This is a genomic window from Pseudomonas cavernae (assembly GCF_003595175.1).
Taxonomy (GTDB): Bacteria; Pseudomonadota; Gammaproteobacteria; order Pseudomonadales; family Pseudomonadaceae; genus Aquipseudomonas; species Aquipseudomonas cavernae.
On the sequence record NZ_CP032419.1, the window covers coordinates 4,858,848 to 4,880,793 of the forward strand.

At 62.4% G+C, this 21,946-nt stretch carries 16 protein-coding genes, 2 tRNA genes and 3 rRNA genes; 7 read left to right on the forward strand and 14 right to left on the reverse strand.

From position 1 onward, the window contains the following. Nucleotides 1–82: 82 nt before the first annotated feature. From rrf to D3880_RS22195, 10 genes are all read right to left on the reverse strand, one after another. A 5S ribosomal RNA gene (gene rrf, locus D3880_RS22145) occupies nucleotides 83–198 on the reverse strand. 149 nt (nucleotides 199–347) lie between these two features. Further along, a 23S ribosomal RNA gene (locus D3880_RS22150) occupies nucleotides 348–3,238 on the reverse strand. Nucleotides 3,239–3,473: 235 nt separating this feature from the next. Then, nucleotides 3,474–3,549: transfer RNA gene (locus tag D3880_RS22155), tRNA-Ala, on the reverse strand. Nucleotides 3,550–3,579: 30 nt separating this feature from the next. After that, nucleotides 3,580–3,656: transfer RNA gene (locus D3880_RS22160), tRNA-Ile, on the reverse strand. A gap of 93 nt (nucleotides 3,657–3,749) precedes the next feature. Further along, nucleotides 3,750–5,286: ribosomal RNA gene (locus D3880_RS22165) — 16S ribosomal RNA — on the reverse strand. Together the 16S, 23S and 5S rRNA genes with 2 tRNA genes alongside form the textbook arrangement of a ribosomal RNA operon. A gap of 525 nt (nucleotides 5,287–5,811) precedes the next feature. After that, nucleotides 5,812–6,342, reverse strand: coding sequence for a DUF3299 domain-containing protein (locus D3880_RS22175; RefSeq protein WP_119895559.1), 531 nt, complete (start codon nucleotides 6,340–6,342; stop codon nucleotides 5,812–5,814). A gap of 85 nt (nucleotides 6,343–6,427) precedes the next feature. Beyond that, a complete protein-coding gene (locus D3880_RS22180; protein ID WP_119895560.1) occupies nucleotides 6,428–6,673 on the reverse strand; it encodes a GlsB/YeaQ/YmgE family stress response membrane protein in 246 nt (81 codons plus the stop codon). A gap of 127 nt (nucleotides 6,674–6,800) precedes the next feature. Next, the gene (locus D3880_RS22185) at nucleotides 6,801–7,886 is read right to left on the reverse strand and encodes a 5-(carboxyamino)imidazole ribonucleotide synthase (RefSeq protein ID WP_119895561.1); all 1,086 of its coding nucleotides are present in this window, start codon (nucleotides 7,884–7,886) and stop codon (nucleotides 6,801–6,803) included. 5 nt (nucleotides 7,887–7,891) lie between these two features. After that, nucleotides 7,892–8,383: a 5-(carboxyamino)imidazole ribonucleotide mutase gene (gene purE / locus D3880_RS22190; RefSeq protein ID WP_119895562.1), complete on the reverse strand. Its 492-nt coding sequence runs from the start codon at nucleotides 8,381–8,383 to the stop codon at nucleotides 7,892–7,894. 202 nt (nucleotides 8,384–8,585) lie between these two features. Next, nucleotides 8,586–9,494: a LysR substrate-binding domain-containing protein gene (locus D3880_RS22195; RefSeq protein WP_119895563.1), complete on the reverse strand. Its 909-nt coding sequence runs from the start codon at nucleotides 9,492–9,494 to the stop codon at nucleotides 8,586–8,588. Nucleotides 9,495–9,668: 174 nt separating this feature from the next. Between D3880_RS22195 and D3880_RS22200 the strand changes: the two genes are divergently transcribed. From D3880_RS22200 to D3880_RS22225, 6 genes are all read left to right on the forward strand, one after another. Further along, nucleotides 9,669–11,093, forward strand: a complete 1,425-nt coding sequence (locus D3880_RS22200; protein ID WP_119895564.1) for an aspartate ammonia-lyase — start codon at nucleotides 9,669–9,671, stop codon at nucleotides 11,091–11,093. Between the two features lie 125 nt (nucleotides 11,094–11,218). Further along, entirely contained in the window at nucleotides 11,219–12,211 is a 993-nt protein-coding gene (locus D3880_RS22205; RefSeq protein WP_119895565.1) for an asparaginase, read from the forward strand. A 261-nt stretch (nucleotides 12,212–12,472) separates the two neighbouring features. After that, nucleotides 12,473–12,919 (forward strand): GNAT family N-acetyltransferase, encoded by a 447-nt coding sequence (locus tag D3880_RS22210; RefSeq protein ID WP_119895566.1) that lies wholly within the window; start codon nucleotides 12,473–12,475, stop codon nucleotides 12,917–12,919. A gap of 58 nt (nucleotides 12,920–12,977) precedes the next feature. Next, entirely contained in the window at nucleotides 12,978–13,973 is a 996-nt protein-coding gene (locus tag D3880_RS22215) for an AraC family transcriptional regulator (RefSeq protein ID WP_119895567.1), read from the forward strand. 148 nt (nucleotides 13,974–14,121) lie between these two features. After that, nucleotides 14,122–15,150: a histone deacetylase family protein gene (locus tag D3880_RS22220; protein ID WP_119895568.1), complete on the forward strand. Its 1,029-nt coding sequence runs from the start codon at nucleotides 14,122–14,124 to the stop codon at nucleotides 15,148–15,150. A 29-nt stretch (nucleotides 15,151–15,179) separates the two neighbouring features. Next, on the forward strand, nucleotides 15,180–16,280 hold the full coding sequence (locus D3880_RS22225) for a polyamine ABC transporter substrate-binding protein (RefSeq protein WP_119895569.1): 1,101 nt from the start codon (nucleotides 15,180–15,182) through the stop codon (nucleotides 16,278–16,280). Between the two features lie 111 nt (nucleotides 16,281–16,391). Here D3880_RS22225 and oadA read toward each other — a convergent pair whose 3' ends face one another. Continuing rightward, nucleotides 16,392–18,215: a sodium-extruding oxaloacetate decarboxylase subunit alpha gene (oadA, locus tag D3880_RS22230; RefSeq protein WP_119895570.1), complete on the reverse strand. Its 1,824-nt coding sequence runs from the start codon at nucleotides 18,213–18,215 to the stop codon at nucleotides 16,392–16,394. Between the two features lie 10 nt (nucleotides 18,216–18,225). Further along, nucleotides 18,226–19,641, reverse strand: coding sequence for an acetyl-CoA carboxylase biotin carboxylase subunit (locus tag D3880_RS22235; RefSeq protein WP_119895571.1), 1,416 nt, complete (start codon nucleotides 19,639–19,641; stop codon nucleotides 18,226–18,228). A gap of 203 nt (nucleotides 19,642–19,844) precedes the next feature. Between D3880_RS22235 and D3880_RS22240 the strand changes: the two genes are divergently transcribed. Continuing rightward, complete coding sequence (locus D3880_RS22240) at nucleotides 19,845–20,783, forward strand: LysR family transcriptional regulator (RefSeq protein WP_162935061.1); 939 nt, start codon at nucleotides 19,845–19,847, stop codon at nucleotides 20,781–20,783. On the opposite strand, the gene D3880_RS22245 is transcribed toward D3880_RS22240, so the two are convergent. Then, a complete protein-coding gene (locus tag D3880_RS22245) occupies nucleotides 20,734–20,958 on the reverse strand; it encodes a PA3496 family putative envelope integrity protein (RefSeq protein WP_119895573.1) in 225 nt (74 codons plus the stop codon). The genes D3880_RS22240 and D3880_RS22245 overlap by 50 nt on opposite strands. A gap of 95 nt (nucleotides 20,959–21,053) precedes the next feature. Then, nucleotides 21,054–21,920, reverse strand: coding sequence for a transcriptional regulator HexR (hexR, locus tag D3880_RS22250; RefSeq protein ID WP_119895574.1), 867 nt, complete (start codon nucleotides 21,918–21,920; stop codon nucleotides 21,054–21,056). Nucleotides 21,921–21,946 lie beyond the last annotated feature (26 nt).

Here is a 21,946-nt window from a genome sequence, read left to right on the forward strand (position 1 = left end):
CCTAGGAACGGCGGGCAAACTTTTCCCGCGCGCAAAGACAAACCCCCAGCCTGCTGTCGCGGGCTGGGGGTTTGGGATAGGAGCTTGACGATGACCTACTCTCACATGGGGAGACCCCACACTACCATCGGCGATGAGTCGTTTCACTACTGAGTTCGGGATGGGATCAGGTGGTTCCAACTCTCTATGGTCGTCAAGCAATTGGGTTGGGATGTCGTGGTGAGACGCCATCCCGAATGGGTATGTGACAGTGCCTTGCGGCGGGTATTAAGCGAGTTCTGTCGAACTTTCGGTATTTGTCGACTTCACCGTCCAACACCACAATCGTCAGATTGTTTGGGTGTTATATGGTCAAGCCTCACGGGCAATTAGTATTGGTTAGCTCAACGCCTCACAGCGCTTACACACCCAACCTATCAACGTCGTAGTCTTCGACGGCCCTTCAGGGAGCTCAAGGCTCCAGTGAGATCTCATCTCGAGGCAAGTTTCCCGCTTAGATGCTTTCAGCGGTTATCTTTTCCGAACATAGCTACCCGGCAATGCCACTGGCGTGACAACCGGAACACCAGAGGTTCGTCCAACCCGGTCCTCTCGTACTAAGGTCAGCCCCTCTCAAATCTCAAACGTCCACGGCAGATAGGGACCGAACTGTCTCACGACGTTCTAAACCCAGCTCGCGTACCACTTTAAATGGCGAACAGCCATACCCTTGGGACCGGCTTCAGCCCCAGGATGTGATGAGCCGACATCGAGGTGCCAAACACCGCCGTCGATATGAACTCTTGGGCGGTATCAGCCTGTTATCCCCGGAGTACCTTTTATCCGTTGAGCGATGGCCCTTCCATACAGAACCACCGGATCACTAAGACCTACTTTCGTACCTGCTCGACGTGTCTGTCTCGCAGTCAAGCGCGCTTTTGCCTTTATACTCTACGACCGATTTCCGACCGGTCTGAGCGCACCTTCGTACTCCTCCGTTACTCTTTAGGAGGAGACCGCCCCAGTCAAACTGCCCACCATACACTGTCCTCGATCCGGATGACGGACCAGAGTTAGAACCTCAAGCATGCCAGGGTGGTATTTCAAGGATGGCTCCACGCGAACTGGCGTCCACGCTTCAAAGCCTCCCACCTATCCTACACAAGCAGGCTCAAAGTCCAGTGCAAAGCTACAGTAAAGGTTCACGGGGTCTTTCCGTCTAGCCGCGGATACACTGCATCTTCACAGCGATTTCAATTTCACTGAGTCTCGGGTGGAGACAGCGCCGCCATCGTTACGCCATTCGTGCAGGTCGGAACTTACCCGACAAGGAATTTCGCTACCTTAGGACCGTTATAGTTACGGCCGCCGTTTACCGGGGCTTCGATCAAGAGCTTCGCTTGCGCTAACCCCATCAATTAACCTTCCGGCACCGGGCAGGCGTCACACCCTATACGTCCACTTTCGTGTTTGCAGAGTGCTGTGTTTTTAATAAACAGTCGCAGCGGCCTGGTATCTTCGACCGGCATGGGCTTACCGAGTAAATCGTTCACCCTCACCGGCGCACCTTCTCCCGAAGTTACGGTGCCATTTTGCCTAGTTCCTTCACCCGAGTTCTCTCAAGCGCCTTGGTATTCTCTACCCAACCACCTGTGTCGGTTTGGGGTACGGTTCCTAGTTACCTGAAGCTTAGAAGCTTTTCTTGGAAGCATGGCATCAACCACTTCGCGCTCTAAAAGAGCACTCGTCATCAGTTCTCAGCCTTAAGATCCCGGATTTACCTAAGACCTCAGCCTACAACCTTAAACTTGGACAACCAACGCCAAGCTGGCCTAGCCTTCTCCGTCCCTCCATCGCAGTAACTAGAAGTACAGGAATATTAACCTGTTTCCCATCGACTACGCTTTTCAGCCTCGCCTTAGGGACCGACTAACCCTGCGTCGATTAACGTTGCGCAGGAACCCTTGGTCTTTCGGCGTGGGTGTTTTTCACACCCATTGTCGTTACTCATGTCAGCATTCGCACTTCTGATACCTCCAGCAAGCTTCTCAACTCACCTTCACAGGCTTACAGAACGCTCCTCTACCGCTCGTCTTACGACGAACCCGTAGCTTCGGTGTATGGTTTGAGCCCCGTTACATCTTCCGCGCAGGCCGACTCGACTAGTGAGCTATTACGCTTTCTTTAAAGGGTGGCTGCTTCTAAGCCAACCTCCTAGCTGTCTAAGCCTTCCCACATCGTTTCCCACTTAACCATAACTTTGGGACCTTAGCTGACGGTCTGGGTTGTTTCCCTTTTCACGACGGACGTTAGCACCCGCCGTGTGTCTCCCGTGCTGACACTTGCTGGTATTCGGAGTTTGCATCGGTTTGGTAAGTCGGGATGACCCCCTAGCCGAAACAGTGCTCTACCCCCAGCAGTGATACACGAGGCGCTACCTAAATAGCTTTCGAGGAGAACCAGCTATCTCCGAGCTTGATTAGCCTTTCACTCCGATCCACAGGTCATCCGCTAACTTTTCAACGGTAGTCGGTTCGGTCCTCCAGTCAGTGTTACCTAACCTTCAACCTGCCCATGGATAGATCGCCCGGTTTCGGGTCTATACCCAGCGACTAAACGCCCTATTAAGACTCGCTTTCGCTACGCCTCCCCTATTCGGTTAAGCTCGCCACTGAATATAAGTCGCTGACCCATTATACAAAAGGTACGCAGTCACCTAACAAAGTAGGCTCCCACTGCTTGTACGCATACGGTTTCAGGATCTATTTCACTCCCCTCTCCGGGGTTCTTTTCGCCTTTCCCTCACGGTACTAGTTCACTATCGGTCAGTCAGTAGTATTTAGCCTTGGAGGATGGTCCCCCCATATTCAGACAAAGTTTCTCGTGCTCCGTCCTACTCGATTTCACTTCAAAGATCCTTTCATATACGGGGCTATCACCCACTATGGCCGCACTTTCCAGAGCGTTCTATTAGAATCAATGAAGCTTAAGGGCTAATCCCCGTTCGCTCGCCACTACTAAGGGAATCTCGGTTGATTTCTTTTCCTCAGGGTACTTAGATGTTTCAGTTCCCCTGGTTCGCCTCTTGCACCTATGGATTCAGTACAAGATAACCATCTTATGATGGCTGGGTTCCCCCATTCAGAGATCTCCGGATCAAAGTCTGTTTGCCGACTCCCCGAAGCTTATCGCAGGCTACCACGTCTTTCATCGCCTCTGACTGCCAAGGCATCCACCGTATGCGCTTCTTCACTTGACCATATAACCCCAAGCAATCTGGTTACTGTCTCGAACGTGAAGACGACATTCGCCGAAAATTCGCGCTTGAACTCGCAAATTTTACCTTGACTTGAATAATCACCAGTGAAAGAGATTATTCAGTCTACTTCTATCACATACCCAAATTTTTAAAGAACAGTTACTGGCGCAAAGACCAGAATTCAAGGCTCACTCTTTAAGCATTCAATTCTGAGCTTTCAGCGATTGCGTGATAATGGTGGAGCCAAGGAGGATCGAACTCCTGACCTCCTGCGTGCAAAGCAGGCGCTCTCCCAGCTGAGCTATGGCCCCATCTAATGACCGGCCACATCCCTTGACAATTGGTGGGTCTGGGCAGATTCGAACTGCCGACCTCACCCTTATCAGGGGTGCGCTCTAACCAACTGAGCTACAGACCCAATCGTCTCACTCTCGGGTCTAAACCCAATCGCTTTTCGCAAGTGAATCAAGCAATTCGTGTGGGAGCTTATGAGAAAGCTGATGTCGTCGATTAAGGAGGTGATCCAGCCGCAGGTTCCCCTACGGCTACCTTGTTACGACTTCACCCCAGTCATGAATCACACCGTGGTAACCGTCCCCCTTGCGGTTAGACTAGCTACTTCTGGTGCAACCCACTCCCATGGTGTGACGGGCGGTGTGTACAAGGCCCGGGAACGTATTCACCGTGACATTCTGATTCACGATTACTAGCGATTCCGACTTCACGCAGTCGAGTTGCAGACTGCGATCCGGACTACGATCGGTTTTGTGGGATTAGCTCCACCTCGCGGCTTGGCAACCCTCTGTACCGACCATTGTAGCACGTGTGTAGCCCTGGCCGTAAGGGCCATGATGACTTGACGTCATCCCCACCTTCCTCCGGTTTGTCACCGGCAGTCTCCTTAGAGTGCCCACCATAACGTGCTGGTAACTAAGGACAAGGGTTGCGCTCGTTACGGGACTTAACCCAACATCTCACGACACGAGCTGACGACAGCCATGCAGCACCTGTCTTACAGTTCCCGAAGGCACCAATCCATCTCTGGAAAGTTCTGTAGATGTCAAGGCCAGGTAAGGTTCTTCGCGTTGCTTCGAATTAAACCACATGCTCCACCGCTTGTGCGGGCCCCCGTCAATTCATTTGAGTTTTAACCTTGCGGCCGTACTCCCCAGGCGGTCGACTTAATGCGTTAGCTGCGCCACTAAGTTCTCAAGGAACCCAACGGCTAGTCGACATCGTTTACGGCGTGGACTACCAGGGTATCTAATCCTGTTTGCTCCCCACGCTTTCGCACCTCAGTGTCAGTATCAGTCCAGGTGGTCGCCTTCGCCACTGGTGTTCCTTCCTATATCTACGCATTTCACCGCTACACAGGAAATTCCACCACCCTCTACCGTACTCTAGTCAGGCAGTTTTGGATGCAGTTCCCAGGTTGAGCCCGGGGCTTTCACATCCAACTTACCAAACCACCTACGCGCGCTTTACGCCCAGTAATTCCGATTAACGCTTGCACCCTTCGTATTACCGCGGCTGCTGGCACGAAGTTAGCCGGTGCTTATTCTGTCGGTAACGTCAAAATACTCACGTATTAGGTAAGTACCCTTCCTCCCAACTTAAAGTGCTTTACAATCCGAAGACCTTCTTCACACACGCGGCATGGCTGGATCAGGCTTTCGCCCATTGTCCAATATTCCCCACTGCTGCCTCCCGTAGGAGTCTGGACCGTGTCTCAGTTCCAGTGTGACTGATCATCCTCTCAGACCAGTTACGGATCGTCGCCTAGGTGAGCCTTTACCTCACCTACTAGCTAATCCGACCTAGGCTCATCTGTTAGCGTGAGGTCCGAAGATCCCCCACTTTCTCCCGTAGGACGTATGCGGTATTAGCGTCCGTTTCCGGACGTTATCCCCCACTAACAGGCAGATTCCTAGGCATTACTCACCCGTCCGCCGCTCGCCGGCATCCCGAAGGACCCGCTGCCGCTCGACTTGCATGTGTTAGGCCTGCCGCCAGCGTTCAATCTGAGCCATGATCAAACTCTTCAGTTCAATACTGCTTGGGTTTTGTGAAAACCCTAAACTTGGCTCAGCAATCGCAAATAAACTCTCGAATTCACGAGTGTTACTTGTGATGCTGATAATCAGGTGACTATCAGTCTTACCTCACAAGCACCCACACGAATTGCTTGATTCAGTTGTTAAAGAACAGTTGGCTAAGTCTTTCGTCTCAACCGAGGCGCGCATTCTACAGCAGCCCCTCATTTCGTCAAGCGATTTCGAAAATTTCTTTTCTACTTCAACCGCTTGCGCTTCCGATCAGCCTTCAGCATCTCGTCAGCGGGAGGCGAATTCTACAGCGTTTCAAACCGCTGTCAACCTCCTCTTGCACCGCTGTCGATCACACCGATCGAACCACCTCCAGCACCCTGAAAATCTCTCTAACCTATTGATTATCAAGATCTTTTACATCAGGACTGCGCCGGAAGTGGTGCGCATTATAGGCCCACTAAAACTCCCGTCAACAGCTTATTGCGCAATTTACTGACTTTTAGGTTAAACCCTCGTGAATGGGGCCTAAAGATCAGTTTCCTCCACCACCTTCACCTTGGCTGCATCCAATACATAAGCTGCATCGGCCAGGTCTCTACTGATCTTCTCGACCTGCAGCTTGCCGGTGACCCACAGAGGCATATAGATGTCGTCGAGCTGAATGCCCTTGGGGTAGCGCACTAGCACCAACTGATTGGGCGGCGGCGGTGGCACATGGATGCAGGCGCCAGGGTATGGAACCAGGAAGAACTGGGTGCTACGTCCCTTGCTGTCGGACTCCAGCGGCACCGGATAACCGCCAATGCGAATCTGTTTGCCGTTCATGGCCGCCACGGTTTTCGCCGAGTACATCACCGCCGGCAGACCCTTCTCCTGCTTTAGGCCACCCTTACTGGTAAACGTGCCACCGGCCTCGGCGCCCTGATGACTGATGTCCGGCATGGCTTCGAGGGCCTTGCGGTCTGCTGGCGGCATCAGCTCGAGCCAGTCGGTTTCCGGTAATTCGGCGTAAGCCAGGGTGCTGCACAATAGGAGAACAAAAGGCAGGCGGCGCATGAGGATGCTCAGAAGCAAGGATTGAAGCCGGACATACTAGCCGCCGCCCCTCTCCGACTGCAGCCGAGAGAGGCCGCGCGGCTGCTTATTTCTTGGTGACCATGCCGTAGATGACCAACAGGATGACCGCGCCGATGACCGCACCGATAAAACCCGCGGCTTGCCCGGCCTGATAGATGCCCAACGCCTGACCGCCGTAGGTGGCCGCCAGCGAGCCACCTACACCTATCAGGATGGTCATGATCCAGCCCATGCTGTCATCGCCGGGCTTGAGGAAGCGTGCGATCAGACCGACGATCAAACCGATAACGATGGTACCGATGATACCCATGGCATTGTCTCCGCATGACTGATTGGTCAACAGAGCCTAGCTGCGGCTCTGCCGGCTCGCCATCAGGCGGATGATGCCTTTGAGCTCAGGAGAACGCCCGACCTCGTACCGCGGTCGGGCTGGCACTTCAGCCTTGCTTGATCAACGCCTCGACGGCGGCGATCTGGCGATCCAGGCTGGCGCGATCGGCGCTGCGCAGGGTGGCGTGACCGACCTTGCGGCCGACCTTGAAGGCCTTGCCGTAGTGGTGCAAGTGGCAGTCGTCGATGGCGATGACTTTATCCACCGTTGGCACTGCGCCGATGAAGTTGAGCATGGCGCTCTCGCCGACCTTGGCGGTGGAGCCCAGCGGTAGACCGGCGACGGCCCGCAGGTGGTTCTCGAACTGGCTGCACTCGGCGCCTTCGATGGTCCAGTGCCCGGAGTTGTGCACGCGCGGGGCGATCTCGTTGGCCTTCAGGCCGCCATCGACTTCGAAGAACTCGAAAGCCAGTACGCCGACATAATCCAGCTTGCTCAGCACGCGACCGACATAGTCCTCGGCCAGCGCCTGCAGCGGGTGATCCGTACTGGCGATAGACAGGCGCAGGATGCCGTTGTCGTGGGTGTTGTGCACCAACGGGTAGAAACGCGTCTCGCCGTCGCGGGCGCGCACGGCGACCAGCGACACCTCACCGGTGAAGGGCACGAAGCCTTCGAGGAGGCACGGCACGCTGCCCAGCTCGGCGAAGGCACCGCTGACATCTGCAGGCTGGCGCAGGACCTTCTGGCCCTTGCCGTCGTAGCCCAGGGTGCGGGTCTTGAGTACCGCCGGCAGGCCGATGGCGGCGGCCGCGGCATCCAGATCGGCCTGCGACTGGATATCGGCGAATTCCGGCGTCGGAATGCTCAGCGCCTTGAACATCGACTTCTCGAACCAACGGTCGCGAGCGATACGCAGCGACTCGGCGCTCGGGTAGACCGGGACGAACTGCGAGAGGAAGGCCACGGTCTCGGCCGGCACGCTCTCGAACTCGAAGGTCACCAGATCGACTTCGTCAGCCAGCTGGCGCAGGTGGTCCTGGTCGCCGTAGTCGGCGCGGATGTGCTCGCCGAGGGCCTGGGCGCAGGCATCCGGCGCCGGGTCGAGGAACGCGAAGTTCATGCCCAGCGGAGTACCCGCCAGGGCCAGCATGCGGCCGAGCTGGCCGCCACCGATTACACCGATTTTCATCTGACTCAGGCCTCGCGCGGGTCCGGGTTGTCCAGCACGCTATTGGTTTGTTCCTCGCGGAAACGCTTCAGCGCTTCGTGGTATTGCGGATGCTGGTGACCGAGGATGCTCGCCGCCAGCAGCGCGGCGTTGACCGCACCAGCCTTGCCGATGGCCAGGGTGGCGACCGGGATACCGGCCGGCATCTGCACTATAGATAGCAGCGAATCGACGCCGGAGAGCATTGACGACTGTACCGGCACGCCGAGCACCGGCAGGTGGGTCTTGGCCGCGCACATGCCCGGCAGATGGGCGGCGCCGCCGGCACCGGCGATGATCACCTGGATGCCGCGCGTTTCCGCCTGCTCGGCGTACTGGAACAGCAGATCCGGCGTGCGGTGCGCGGACACCACCTTCACTTCGTAAGGGATGCCGAGCTTGTCCAGCATCTCCGCGGTGTGGCTCAGGGTGGACCAATCGGACTTGGAGCCCATGATCACGCCAACCAGTGCGCTCATCGTCGTGCCTCTTCTTCATTGGCGCCCGCAGGCGCGACAAAAACTAACAAGCCACGCTGGGTAACCAGGCGTGGCTTGTTGGCGAATGAATTATGGCCGCCGTGGGGCTGGCCAAGGGCCGCGCAGTATACCGCAAAGCCACGGCTGGCGAGCACTGCTGGTCATTTTCTGCACGGCCAGCAGTTCGCGCAGCGGCGCCCGGCTATTGAGCGGCGCCCAGGCCGCCTTCCAGCTTGCGCCAGAGCAGGCGCACCGCCGCCTTGCGCTGCAGGGCGCAGCGGTACAGGCGGATCTCCAGGGGAATCTGCCAATGACTGCCGCCGCAGATCGCCAACTCTCCGCGCGCCAGTTCGGCGGCGATCGACAGCCGCGGCACCCAGGCCACTCCGAGTCCTTGCAGAGCCATGCTCTTCAGGCTGTCGGCCATCGCCGTCTCGTACACCGTGGTCGAACGCAGCGCGCGCTGGCGCAGCAGGGCGTTGACCGAGCGGCCGAGGAAGGCGCCGGCGCTGTAGGCCAAGAGCGGCACGCTCTGCCCGCTGTCGAGGTCGAACAGCGGCCGGCCCGCGTCATCCACCGCACACACTGGCAACATCTCGCTGCCGCCCAGGTGCAGCGAGGGGAAGATCTCCGGATCGAGCTGCAGCGCCGCGTCGGGGTCATAGAACGCCAGAATCAGGTCGCAGCCGCCCTCGCGCAGGGCGTGCACGGCCTCGCCAACGTTGGTCGCCACCAGCCGGCTGGCGATATTCAGGCCCTCGCCGCGCAGGCGGGCGATCCACTGCGGGAAGAAACCCAGCGCCAGCGAGTGGGCGGCGGCGAACTGCAGCACCTCGCCCTGCTGACCTTCCAGGTGGTGCAGATGGCGCACCACCTCGCCGAGTTGCTCGATCAGGCTGCGCGCGGTGACCAGGAACAACTGGCCGGACTCAGTCAGCTCCACCGGGGTGCGCGCGCGGTTGACCAGCGTCAGGCCCAACGCGGCCTCCAGGCTGCGAATGCGCCGACTGAAGGCCGGCTGGGTGACGAAGCGGCGTTCGGCGGCCTGGGAAAAACTGCGGGTGGCGGCCAGGGTGACGAAGTCCTCCAGCCATTTGGTTTCCAGATTCATAAAGCCCGCCGATCTGTTAAATATTCTGCACGCACATTAACAAATGAAAGTCACGCCGGCATTATGCCGTTTATGCATGGCCCAGCGCTTAACAGCATTGGCCTGATCGGCGCTACAAGTCCTAGTCTAACGGCATCGCGGCGCTGGCCGTGCTTCCTCGAGATGATTCTCATCATGTCCTCTGCTGCATCATTCCGCGTCGAAAAAGACCTGCTCGGCAAGCTCGAAGTCCCCGCCGAGGCCTATTACGGCATCCAAACCCTGCGTGCTGTGCAGAATTTCCGTCTATCCGGGGTGCCGCTGGCGCACTACCCGAAGCTGGTGATCGCCCTGGCGATGGTCAAGCAGGCCGCCGCCGACGCCAACCGCGAGCTCGGCCACCTGCCGGCGGCCAAGCACACGGCGATCAGCACCGCCTGTGCGCGGATCATCCAGGGCGAGTTCCACGAGCAGTTCGTGGTCGACATGATCCAGGGCGGCGCCGGCACCTCGACCAACATGAACGCCAACGAGGTGATCGCCAACGTGGCGCTCGAGGCCATGGGCTTCGAGAAGGGCGACTACCAGCAGCTGCACCCGAACAACGACGTGAACATGGCGCAGTCGACCAACGACGCCTATCCGACCGCGATCCGCGTCGGCCTGCTGCTCGGCCACGACGCCCTGCTCGGCAGCCTCGACCGGCTGATCACCGCGCTGGCGGCCAAGGGCCTGGAGTTCGGCCATGTGCTGAAGATGGGCCGCACCCAGCTGCAGGACGCCGTGCCGATGACCCTCGGCCAGGAATTCCGCGCCTTCGCCGTGACCCTCGGCGAAGACCTGCAGCACCTCAAGCTGCTCGCCCCGACCCTGCTCACCGAGGTCAACCTCGGCGGCACGGCGATCGGCACCGGCATCAACGCTGACCCGCAATACCAGCAACTGGCGGTGCAACGCCTGGCGATCATCAGCGGCCAGCCGGTCGTGCCGGCTGCCGACCTGATCGAAGCGACCTCGGACATGGGTGCCTTCGTGCTGTTCTCCGGCATGCTCAAGCGCCTGGCGGTCAAGCTGTCGAAGATCTGCAACGACCTGCGCCTGCTCTCCAGCGGCCCGCGCACCGGGATCAACGAGATCAACCTGCCAGCGCGCCAGCCGGGCAGCTCGATCATGCCGGGCAAGGTCAACCCGGTGATCCCCGAGGCGGTCAATCAGGTGGCCTTCGAGGTGATCGGCAACGACCTGGCGCTGACCCTCGCCGCCGAGGGCGGGCAGCTGCAGCTGAACGTCATGGAGCCACTGATCGCCTACAAGATCTTCGACTCGATCCGCCTGCTGCAGCGCGCCATGGATATGCTGCGCGAGCTGTGCATCGACGGCATCAGTGCCAACGAGGCGCGCTGCCGTGAGCTGATGGAGAACTCCATCGGCCTGGTCACCGCGCTCAACCCCTACATCGGCTACGAGAACGCCACGCGCATCGCCAAGCTGGCGCTGGACAGCGGCCGCGGCGTGCTGGAACTGGTGCGCGCGGAGCAGCTGCTCGACGAGGCCGTGCTGGCCGACATCCTGCGCCCGGAAAACATGATCGCCCCGCGCCTGGCGCCGCTGCCGGGCTGAGCCGACGAACTCACCAGAGGGGCTCCTGCCCCCTCACCTTGATAGGGATGGCTCTGCCATCCCTTTTTTTGTCCGCGCGCCCTAGACTGAAAGCCTGTTCAGCCACCGCCCCGACGAGGACCGTCATGTCCGCAGTGAACAAACTCCTGGTGCTCTACACCGGCGGCACCATCGGCATGCAGATGAGCGCCGCCGGCCTCGCCCCGGCCTCCGGCTTCGAGGCGCGGCTGCGCGGCCAACAGGCGCTGGAGAGTGGGCGCCAGTTGCCGCCGTGGATCTTTCGCGAGCTGCTGCCGCCGCTCGACAGCGCCAATATGACCCAGGCCAACTGGCTGAGCATGCGCGACGCCATAGTCCAGGCGGTGGACGCCGACGGCTGCGACGCCGTGCTGGTCCTGCACGGCACCGACACCTTGGCCTACAGCGCCGCGGCGTTGAGCTTCCTGTTGCTCGACCTGACGGTGCCGGTGCTGTTGACCGGCTCGATGCGGCCGGCCGGCAGCCCGGGCAGCGATGCCTGGAGCAACCTGTTCGGCGCCATGCAGGCCCTGCAGCAGGGCGTGCCGGCCGGCGTGCAGCTGTTCTTCAACGGCGCGCTGCTGCACGGCGCGCGGGTCAGCAAGCTGAAAAGCGATGCCTTCGACGCCTTCAGCGTGCTGCCGCGCCGGCGCCAGGGCGAAGCCGTCGCGATCCTCCCCGGCCACCTCGATTATCGTCAGCCGCGTCAGCCGGTGAACCTCGCCGTGCTGCCGCTATTTCCCGGCCTGCAGGCCGCACAGGTCGAGGCGTTGCTGGCCAGCGGCGTGCGCGGCCTGCTGCTGGAATGCTACGGCAGCGGCACTGGACCCGCGGACAATGCGGCGCTGCTGGCCGCGCTCAAGAGCGCGCATGGCCGGGGCGTGGTGCTCGCCGCGATCAGCCAGTGCCCGCACGGGCATGTCGAGTTCGGCGTGTACGCCGCCGGCAACCTATTGCAGCAGACCGGCCTGGTCAGCGGCGGCGGCATGACCCGCGAGGCGGCGCTGGGCAAATTGTTCAGCCTGCTCGGTGCCGGCCTCAGCCAGGCCGAGGTGGAGCATTGGTTCGTCCGCGACCTGTGCGGCGAGCTGGTCGAGTAAACGCTTTGCGTGGGGGGAAACCCCACGCCGCGTTTTCCACCGCGCACCGGTGGATGTAAAAAGCGACATCCACCCTACAGGTGCTGTCCCGACCCTAGAGGAGCGGATTTATCCGCGATCGGGGCCAGCACCCGACCATCGTCATCGCGAATGAATTCGCTCCTACCAGCGAGGGGTTCATCGATATGCAGCGGTTGCCGCGACCGCCACAACGGTCGCAGGATGGAAGCCCCCTCCGCCAATAAGAGAAAGGAGCTTGCCATGCCCCTGGAGATACGCCCGATCAGCGCCGCCGACCACGCCGTCTGGCTGCAGCTGTGGCAGGGCTACCAGCGTTTCTATCAGACCGAGATCCCAGAATCGACCAGCGCCGTCACCTGGCAGCGCTTCCTCGCTGCGGACGAACCGCTGCACGCCGCCCTGGCCTGGCGCGACGGCGAGGCCATCGGCCTGGTGCACTGGATCTTCCACCGCTCGTGCTGGACGGTCAGCGACTACTGCTACCTGCAGGACCTGTATGTCGCCGAGGAGCTGCGTGGCGCTGGCATCGGCCGCGCGCTGATCGAGCACGTCTACGCCGCCGCCCAGGCCGCCGGCGCCAACCGCGTGCACTGGCTGACCCAGGAAGACAACCTGCGCGGCCGTCAGCTCTACGAGCGCATCGCCAGCCGCTCGGGCTTCATCCAGTACCGCCAGCTGCTCGGCTGAGGCGCGCGAGGCATACTTCTTGCCTCGCATATTGCCGTCTTCCCGGCCGATAGCTTCCATGCCGCACTCACACCTGACCACCCTGAACGGCGTCGCGCTGATCCTGCAGACCCTCTGCGTCGACGGCGAAATCCCCGCGCAGAGCCTGCTCGCCGGCAGCGGCATCCGTCTCGAGGACCTGCAGCGCGCCGACCTGCGCATCACCACCGCCCAGGAAATGCACGTCTGCGCCCATGCCGTGGCCCGGTGCCACGACCTCGGCCTGCTGCTCGGCCGGCGCATGCACGTATCGTCCTATGGGTTGCTCGGTTACACCCTGCTGTCCGCCGCCACCCTGGGTGACGCCCTGCGCCTGGCCCTGGAGTACCCGGCGCTGCTCGGCACCTACTTCGAGCTGAGCCTGCAGCGCGAGGGCGACAGCGTCTGGCTGCAGGCCGAGGGCTACCGCGACCTGGCCGCGCTGGAGATATTCAGCGTCGAGTACTGTCTGGCCTCGCTCAAGCGCATCTGCGACGACCTGCTCGGCCAGCCGCTGCCCCTGCAGGGTGCGCGCTTCCAGCATGCGGCGCCGGATTACCAGGCGGAATACGCCGCCAGCTTCGCCTGCCCGCAGCAGTTCGCGGCCCGGCACAACGCCTTCGGCTTCGCCGCCGAGTGGCTCGAGCAGCGCCTGCCGCTGGCCGATCCGGTGACCCACCGCGACATGCGCGAGCGCTGCCGCCAGCTGAACAGCCAGTTCGTCTGCCGCCAGGCTTGGATCACCCGCACCCGCCAGCTGCTCGCCGCACAGCTGCTGGCCGCGCCGGGACTGGAGCAACTGGCGCGCCAGATGCGCTGCTCGCCGCGCACCCTGCGCCGCCACCTGCACGAGGCCGGCACCAGCTACCAGGCGTTGCTCGACGAGCTACGCTTTGAACACGCGCGGCAGCTGTTGGCACAGGAACGCATGCCGATCCAGCGCATCGCCGAAGCCATGGGCTACAGCGAAACCGCCAGCTTCCGGCATGCCTTCCAGCGCTGGAGCGGCGTCTCGCCGAGCCGCTTCCGCGCCTGAGCGGACAGCGGTCTGTGGGCACGGCAGCCGCCCTCCGACGGCGGCATAAAATGGCCATATCTATCCCCTTTTGGCCACTCCGCGCGTTTCCTCTGCCGCCGCCGCCTGCCAACAATTCAGCGACAGGCACCTAACGGAGAACAACCAGATGCTGACCATCTACAGCGACGACCACCGGTTGCACCACGGCCGCTGCGAACTGATCGACGGCGAGCTGAAGCCCTGCTTCGAGATGCCCGCGCGCGCCGACCACGTGCTGCAGCGGGTCAAGGACCAGCGCCTGGGCGAGGTCCACGCGCCGCAGGACTTCGGCCGCGCGCCCATCGCGCGCATCCATGCCGCCGGCTACTTGGCCTTCCTGGAAAGTGCCTGGAGCCGCTGGGCCGCGCAGGGCCACAGCAACGACCTGCTGCCCTACACCTGGCCGGCGCGTACCCTGCGCAGCGTCTGCCCGGACACCCTGCACGGGCAGCTCGGCTACTACAGCTTCGACGCCGGCGCGCCGATCACCGCCGGCACCTGGCAGGCGGTCTACAGCTCCGCGCAGGTGGCGCTGAGTGGTCAGCAGCTGATCGCCGGCGGCGCGCGCAGCGCCTTCGCCCTGTGCCGGCCACCGGGCCATCACGCCGCCGCCGACCTGATGGGCGGCTACTGCTACCTGAACAATGCCGCCATCGCCGCCCAGGCCTGCCTCGACCAGGGCGCCACGCGGGTGGCCATCCTCGATGTCGACTACCACCACGGCAACGGCACCCAGTCGATCTTCTACGACCGCGCCGACGTGCTGTTCACCTCGATCCACGGCGACCCTAAGTTCGAGTTCCCGTTCTTCCTCGGCCATGCCGACGAGACCGGCGCCGGCGCCGGCGCCGGCTACAACCTCAACCTGCCGCTGGCCGCCGGCAGCGCCTGGGATGTCTGGGGCGCGGCACTGGACAGCGCCTGCCAGCGCATCGCCGCCTATGCCCCCGACGTATTGGTGGTGTCGCTCGGCGTCGACACCTTCAAGGAGGACCCGATCTCGCAGTTTAAGCTCGACAGCCCGGACTACCTGCGCATGGGCGCGCGCATCGCTCGTCTCGGCAAGCCGACCCTGTTCGTCATGGAAGGCGGTTACGCGGTGGCGGAAATCGGCATCAACGCGGTGAACGTACTGGAAGGCTTCGAGGGCGCCTGAGGCGTCCCTCCCTATTCGCGGAGAACCACATGAACAGCATCAAGCACTTGTTCGGCGCCGCGCTCTGCGGTGCCGCCCTGCTCGCCGGCGCGGTGCAGGCCGAGCAGCGCGAACTAAGGGTCTACAACTGGGCCGACTACATCCTGCCGTCGGTACCCAAGGATTTCGCCAAGCAGACCGGCATCAAGCTGACCTGGGACATCTTCGACACCAACGAGGCGCTGGAGGCCAAGCTGCTCACCGGCAACTCCGGCTACGACCTGGTGGTGCCGTCGAACATGTTCCTGGCCAAGCAGATCGAGGCCGGCGCCTTCCAGACGCTCGACCACAGCAAGCTGCCCAACTGGCAGCACCTCGACCCGCAGCTGCTCAAGCTGCTGGCGACCAACGACCCGGGCAACCAGTACGGCGTGCCCTACCTGTACGGCACCGTGCTGATCGGCTTCAACCCGGCCAAGGTCAAGGCCGCGCTTGGCGAGAACGCGCCGGTGGACAGCTGGGATCTGATCTTCAAGGAGGAGAACATCAGCAAGCTCAAGCAGTGCGGCGTCGCCCTGCTCGACTCGCCGTCGGAGATCCTGCCGCTGGCCCTGCACTACCTGGGGCTGCCGCCCAACAGCACCGAGCCCAAGGATTATGACAAGGCCTCCGAGCTGATGATGAAGATCCGCCCCTACATCGCCTACTTCCACTCGGCCAAGTACATGACCGACATCGCCAACGGCGATATCTGCGTGGCGGTCGGCTACTCCGGCAGCTTCTACCAATTCGCCAACCGCGCCAAGGAAGCCGGCAGCGGCGTAGTGATCGACTGGCGCCTGCCCAAGGAAGGCGCACCGATCTGGTTCGACACCTTCGCCATTCCCAGGGACGCAAAGAACATCGATGAGGCCCACGAGTTCCTCAACAACCTGCTCAAGCCCGAAGTCATCGCACCGATCAGCGACTTCCTCGGCTACCCCAACCCCAACAAGGACGCCATGCCGCTGGTCGCCCCCGCAATCCGCGACAACCCCAATCTGTCGCCCAGCGCCGAACAGCAGAAGACCCTGTACATCCTCGAGCCCCTGCCGCGCACGGCCGAACGGGCGCGGACCCGGGCCTGGACCAAGATCAAGTCGGGCAGCTGAACTCCGCCCAAAGCCGGCCGCACTGGCCGGCTTTTGCTTGGGCGCGCCCTGCAACAGCGCATAAAAAAGGGGAGCCTCACGGCTCCCCAGGGGGACTTGCTCTTTACCCGGTCAGGCGACGATTTCGATCAGCACCTCGCCCGGGTTGACGCGGTCGCCCTTGACCACGTGCACGGCCTTGACGGTACCGGCGATCGGCGCCTGCACTTCGGTTTCCATCTTCATCGCCTCGGTGATTAGCACGGCCTGGCCGGTCTTGACCGTGTCGCCTTCCTTGACCAGCACGTCGACGATGTTGCCCGGCATGGTGGTGCTGACGTCGCCCGGCGCGCTGGCCTGCTTGCGCTTGCTGCCGCCACCGCCGACGAACTCGTTGAGCGGCTCGAACACCACTTCTTCCGGCATGCCGTCGATCGACAGGTAGAAGTGACGCTTGCCTTCGCCTTTCAGGCCGACACCGGTGATGTCGACGCGGTAGGTTTCGCCGTGCACGTCGATGACGAACTCGGTCGGTACGCCTTCGCCGCCGGCTGGAGCCACACCGTTGCCGGTCGGCATCGGCAGCAGCTCTTCCGGTTTCAGGGTGCCGGCTTCGCGCTCCTCAAGGAACTTGCGTCCGATGTCCGGGAACATGGCGTAGGTCAGTACGTCTTCCTCGGACTTGGCCAGCGCGCCGATTTCGCCACGCAGTTTGGCCAGCTCCGGCTTGATCAGGTCGGCCGGGCGCACGTCGATCACGTCTTCGCTACCGATCGCCTGACGGCGCAGCTGCTCGCTGACTTCGCCCGGCGCTTTGCCGTAGCGGCCCTGCAGGTACAGCTTCACCTCGTTGGTGATGGTCTTGTAGCGCTCGCCGGCGAGCACGTTGAAGAACGCCTGGGTGCCGACGATCTGCGAGGTCGGGGTGACCAGCGGCGGGAAGCCGAGGTCGGCGCGCACCTTGGGGATTTCCGCCAGCACTTCGTCCATGCGGTTCAGCGCACCCTGCTCTTTGAGCTGGTTGGCGAGGTTGGAGATCATCCCGCCCGGCACCTGGTTGACCTGCACGCGGGTGTCGACGCCGGTGAAGGCGCTCTCGAACTGGTGGTACTTCTTGCGCACGGCGTAGAAGTACAGGCCGATCTCCTGCAGCAGCGGCAGATCCAGACCGGTGTCGTATTCGGTGCCGCGCAGCGCGGCGACCATCGACTCGGTGCCCGGGTGGCTGGTGCCCCAGGCCATGCTGGAGATCGCCGTGTCGATATTGTCGGCGCCGTTCTCGATGGCTTTCATCTGACACATGGCGGCCACCCCCGCGGTATCGTGGGAGTGGATGAACACCGGCAGTGACTGCGCGGCCTTCAGCGCCTTGACCAGCTCGCCGGTGGCGAACGGGGTCAGCAGGCCGGCCATGTCCTTGATCGCCAGCGAGTCGCAGCCCATGGCTTCCAACTGCTTGGCCTGGGCGACGAAGGCGTCGATGGTGTGCACCGGGCTGGTGGTGTAGCAGATGGTGCCCTGGGCGTGCTTGCCGGCGGCCTTCACCGCCTCGATGGAGACGCGCAGGTTACGCACGTCGTTCATCGCGTCGAAGATGCGGAACACGTCGATGCCGTTGACCGCCGCCTTGGCGACGAAGGCGCGCACCACGTCGTCGCTGTAGTGGCGGTAGCCGAGCAGGTTCTGGCCGCGCAGGAGCATCTGCAGGCGGGTGTTGGGCAGCGCCGCCTTGAGCTTGCGCAGGCGCTCCCAGGGGTCTTCCTTGAGGAAGCGCACGCAGGCGTCGAAGGTGGCGCCGCCCCAGACTTCCAGCGACCAGTAGCCGACCTGGTCGAGCTTGGGACAGATCGGCAGCATGTCTTCGGTGCGCATGCGGGTGGCCAGCAGCGACTGGTGGGCGTCGCGCAGGATGGTATCGGTGACGGTGATTTTTTTCGGGTTAAAGGTCTTGCTCATTGTTCGTTCCTCACAGGCCGGCGTGGGCAGCAATGGCGGCGGCGATGGCCAGGGCCAGCTCGTCCGGTTTGCGCTTGATCGAATAGTTGGTCAGTTCCGGGTGGGCCTCGACGAAGCTGGTGTTGAACTGGCCGCTGCGGAACTCGGGGTCACGCAGGATTTCCTGGTAGTAGGCGGCGGTGGTCTTCACCCCCTGCACGCGCATGTCGTCGAGCGCGCGCAGGCCGCGGTCCATCGCCTCTTCCCAGGTCAGTGCCCAGACGATCAGTTTCAGGCACATCGAGTCGTAGTACGGCGGAATGGTGTAGCCGGTGTAGATCGCCGTGTCGGTGCGCACGCCGGGGCCGCCGGGTGCGTAGTAACGGGTGATCTTGCCGAACGAGGGCAGGAAGTTGTTCTTCGGGTCCTCGGCGTTGATGCGGAACTGCAGGGCGAAGCCGCGATACTGGATGTCTTCCTGCTTGACCGACAGCGGCAGGCCGCTGGCGATGCGGATCTGTTCGCGGACGATGTCGATGCCGGTGATTTCCTCGGTGATGGTGTGTTCCACCTGCACCCGGGTGTTCATCTCCATGAAGTACACCTCGCCCTCGGCGAGCAGGAACTCCACGGTACCGGCGTTTTCGTAACCGACCGCCTTGGCCGCGCGCACCGACAGGTCACCGATATAGGCGCGCTGCTCGGGGGTCAGCTGCGGGCTGGGGGCAATCTCGATGAGCTTCTGGTTGCGACGCTGGATCGAGCAGTCGCGCTCGAACAGGTGCACGGTGTTGCCGAAACTGTCGGCGAGCACCTGGGCTTCGATGTGTTTGGGGTTGACGATGCACTTCTCGAGGAACACCTCGGCGCGGCCGAAGGCCTTGGTGGCCTCGGAGATCACCCGCGGGAAGGCCTGTTCCAACTCTTCGGCGCTGTTGCAGCGACGAATGCCGCGACCGCCACCGCCGGAGGTGGCCTTGAGCATCACCGGATAGCCGATGCGCTCGCCTTCGCGCAGCGCCTCGGCGATATCCGCGACGTTGCCTTCGGTGCCCGGGGTGACCGGCACGCCGGCGGCGATCATGCTGCGCCGCGCCTCGGTCTTGTCGCCCATGCGGCGGATCACCTCGGCGCTAGGGCCGATAAATTTGATCCCGCGCTCGGCGCAGATATCCGCCAGCTCGGCGTTCTCGGAGAGGAAGCCGTAGCCGGGATGGAGGGCGTCGCAGCCGGTTTCCACCGCCAGGTTGACCAGCTTGCGCGGGTTCAGGTAGCCGGCCAGCGGCTCGGCGCCGATGCTGTGCGCTTCGTCGGCGCGCTTCACATGCAGGGCATGGCGGTCCGCTTCGGAATAGATGGCCACCGAGCGGATGCCCATCTCGGCGCAGGCGCGCACGATGCGGACGGCAATCTCACCGCGGTTGGCGATCAGGATTTTCTTGATCACGGCAGGTTTCCCTCAGCCTGATGAACAGACAAGCGGTGCATACCGCTCGACACTCGATCGCAGCGCAATGCCCGATCACGCCCTAACCCTAGCGCCCCGAGCCAATTAACTAAAATCAATAATTGTTGGGTTAGCTATTAGCTAAGACTTATAGTTGAGTGAACACGCCCCGGCAACAGGTGACCCGCATGCGTAAGTCCTTGATGCGCCTGACATTGCGCCAGCTGCAGGTGTTCCGTGCAGTATGCGAAAGCCGCTCCTACAGCCGCGCGGCGGAGGAGATGGCGCTGACCCAGCCGGCGGTCAGCCTGCAGATCCGTCAGCTGGAAGAGCTGGTCGGCCAGCCGCTGTTCGAATACGTCGGCAAGAAGCTCTACCTGACCGAAGCCGCCGAGGCGCTGCACAAGGCCAGCGGCGACATCTTCGGCCGCCTGGAGAGCCTCGACATGCAGCTCTCCGACTTGCAGGGCTCGCTGCAGGGCCAGCTCAAGCTGGCGGTGGAGTCCAGCGCCAAGTACTTCGTCCCGCACCTGTTCGCCGCCTTCAAGCGCCAGCATCCGGAGGTCAGCCTGCATCTGGTGGTGGTCAACCGCGCCCAGGTGATCAAGCGCCTGGCCGACAACCGCGACGACCTGGTGATCATGTCGCTGGTGCCGCAGGACATGGCCCTGGAATTTCTGCCGTTCCTCAACAACCCGATAGTTGCCGTGGCGCCGCCCGAGCATCCGCTGAGCCACGCCGCGCAGCTGACCCTCAAGGACCTCGAACCCTATCCGCTGCTGGTGCGCGAGCCCGGCTCGGGCACGCGCAAGGCCTGCGAGGAATACTTCCAGCAGAAGCGCGTGCACTTCGCCCAAACCCTGGAAGTGGCCTCGCTGGATGCGCAGCGCGAATGCGTGGTGGCTGGCCTCGGCCTGGCCCTGCTGCCGCGCCACGCGCTGAGCCTGGAACTGGCGGGCGGCCTGCTCCGCGAGCTGCCGGTGGAGGAGCTGCCGCTGTACCGCAGCTGGTGCGTGGTGCACGCTCGCGGCAAGCGCCTGTCACCGGTGGGACAGGCGTTTCTGGCGTTCATCCGCAGCGAACGGGCGCAGATCAGCGCGCTGGCGGCGCGTTTCGGCGGAACGCCGCATGTGCCGCGATAAGGTAATCGGCGGCGATCAGTTCCGGGTATTCGGCCAGTTCCTGCTGCAACTGACGCTGTTCGGCGTAGGCCTCGACGGCCCGGCGAAAGGCCATGCGCCGTAGGTCTTCCTGCTGCTGGCGAGTTTTCGTCGTGCGCGTGGCCTGCTCGGCGGCAACCTGCTGATAACGAGCCATCTGGCGTCTCCCATAATGAAGGGTGGGGAGCACCAGCATCGACCGCCGGGATGACGTTTTGACGGCAGAGCGATGAAACTGTGGTGACCGCGGCCTCAGTCTTCCCCGCTCTTCACCGTCTTCGGCGACAGCCGCAGGCTGCGCAGGCTGCGCTTGACGCTCTTCAGGTGGTTGACCAGGGTCGGTCCGCGCGCCATGGCCACGCCCATGGCCAGCACGTCGATCACCACCAGATGGGCGATGCGCGAGGTCAGCGGCGTGTAGATCTCGGTGTCTTCCTGCACATCGATCGCCAGGTTGACCGTGGCCAGATCGGCCAGCGGCGTCTGGCTCGGGCACAGGGTGATCAGCGTGGCGCCGGCCTCGCGCACCAGATTGGCGGTGATCAGCAGGTCCTTGGAGCGCCCGGACTGGGAGATGCAGATCGCCACGTCGCTGGGCTTGAGGGTCACCGCCGACATCGCCTGCATATGCGGGTCCGAGTACGCGGCCGCGGTCAGCAGCAGGCGGAAGAACTTGTGCTGGGCATCCGCCGCCACCGCGCCGGAGGCACCGAAGCCGTAGAACTCCACGCGCTGCGCCTGGGCGCAGGCGGCGATGGCGCGTTGCAGCGCCTGCGGGTCGAGCTTCTCGCGCACTTCGATCAGGGTGTGCAGGGTGGTGTCGAAGATCTTCAGGCTGAAGTCGGCGACCGAATCGTTCTCGTTGATCGCGAACTGGCCGAAGCTGGCGCCGGCGGCCAGGCTCTGCGCCAGCTTCAGCTTGAGGTCCTGGAAGCCGCTGCAGCCGATGGCGCGGCAGAAGCGCACGATGGTCGGCTCGCTGATGCCGACGCTATGGGCCAGATCGGCCATCGAGCTGTGCATCACCGCGGCCGGGTCGAGCAACACGTGGTCGGCCACCTTGAGCTCCGACTTGCGTAATAGATGGCGCGACTGGGCTATGTGCTGCAGCAAATTCACGAAGGGACTCTCAAAGGCTGACGAGC

Bases quoted from the DNA above. Each gene is read 5' to 3' on its own strand.
- D3880_RS22205 (WP_119895565.1), top strand. From the start codon at position 11,219: ATGTCCGCAGTGAACAAACTCCTGGTGCTCTACACCGGCGGCACCATC.
- D3880_RS22185 (WP_119895561.1), bottom strand. From the start codon at position 7,886: ATGAAAATCGGTGTAATCGGTGGCGGCCAGCTCGGCCGCATGCTGGCC.
- D3880_RS22175 (WP_119895559.1), bottom strand. From the start codon at position 6,342: ATGCGCCGCCTGCCTTTTGTTCTCCTATTGTGCAGCACCCTGGCTTAC.
- D3880_RS22195 (WP_119895563.1), bottom strand. From the start codon at position 9,494: ATGAATCTGGAAACCAAATGGCTGGAGGACTTCGTCACCCTGGCCGCC.
- D3880_RS22210 (WP_119895566.1), top strand. From the start codon at position 12,473: ATGCCCCTGGAGATACGCCCGATCAGCGCCGCCGACCACGCCGTCTGG.
- purE (WP_119895562.1), bottom strand. From the start codon at position 8,383: ATGAGCGCACTGGTTGGCGTGATCATGGGCTCCAAGTCCGATTGGTCC.
- D3880_RS22245 (WP_119895573.1), bottom strand. From the start codon at position 20,958: ATGGCTCGTTATCAGCAGGTTGCCGCCGAGCAGGCCACGCGCACGACG.
- D3880_RS22240 (WP_162935061.1), top strand. From the start codon at position 19,845: ATGCGCCTGACATTGCGCCAGCTGCAGGTGTTCCGTGCAGTATGCGAA.
- D3880_RS22220 (WP_119895568.1), top strand. From the start codon at position 14,122: ATGCTGACCATCTACAGCGACGACCACCGGTTGCACCACGGCCGCTGC.
- D3880_RS22180 (WP_119895560.1), bottom strand. From the start codon at position 6,673: ATGGGTATCATCGGTACCATCGTTATCGGTTTGATCGTCGGTCTGATC.
- D3880_RS22200 (WP_119895564.1), top strand. From the start codon at position 9,669: ATGTCCTCTGCTGCATCATTCCGCGTCGAAAAAGACCTGCTCGGCAAG.
- D3880_RS22215 (WP_119895567.1), top strand. From the start codon at position 12,978: ATGCCGCACTCACACCTGACCACCCTGAACGGCGTCGCGCTGATCCTG.
- D3880_RS22225 (WP_119895569.1), top strand. From the start codon at position 15,180: ATGAACAGCATCAAGCACTTGTTCGGCGCCGCGCTCTGCGGTGCCGCC.
- oadA (WP_119895570.1), bottom strand. From the start codon at position 18,215: ATGAGCAAGACCTTTAACCCGAAAAAAATCACCGTCACCGATACCATC.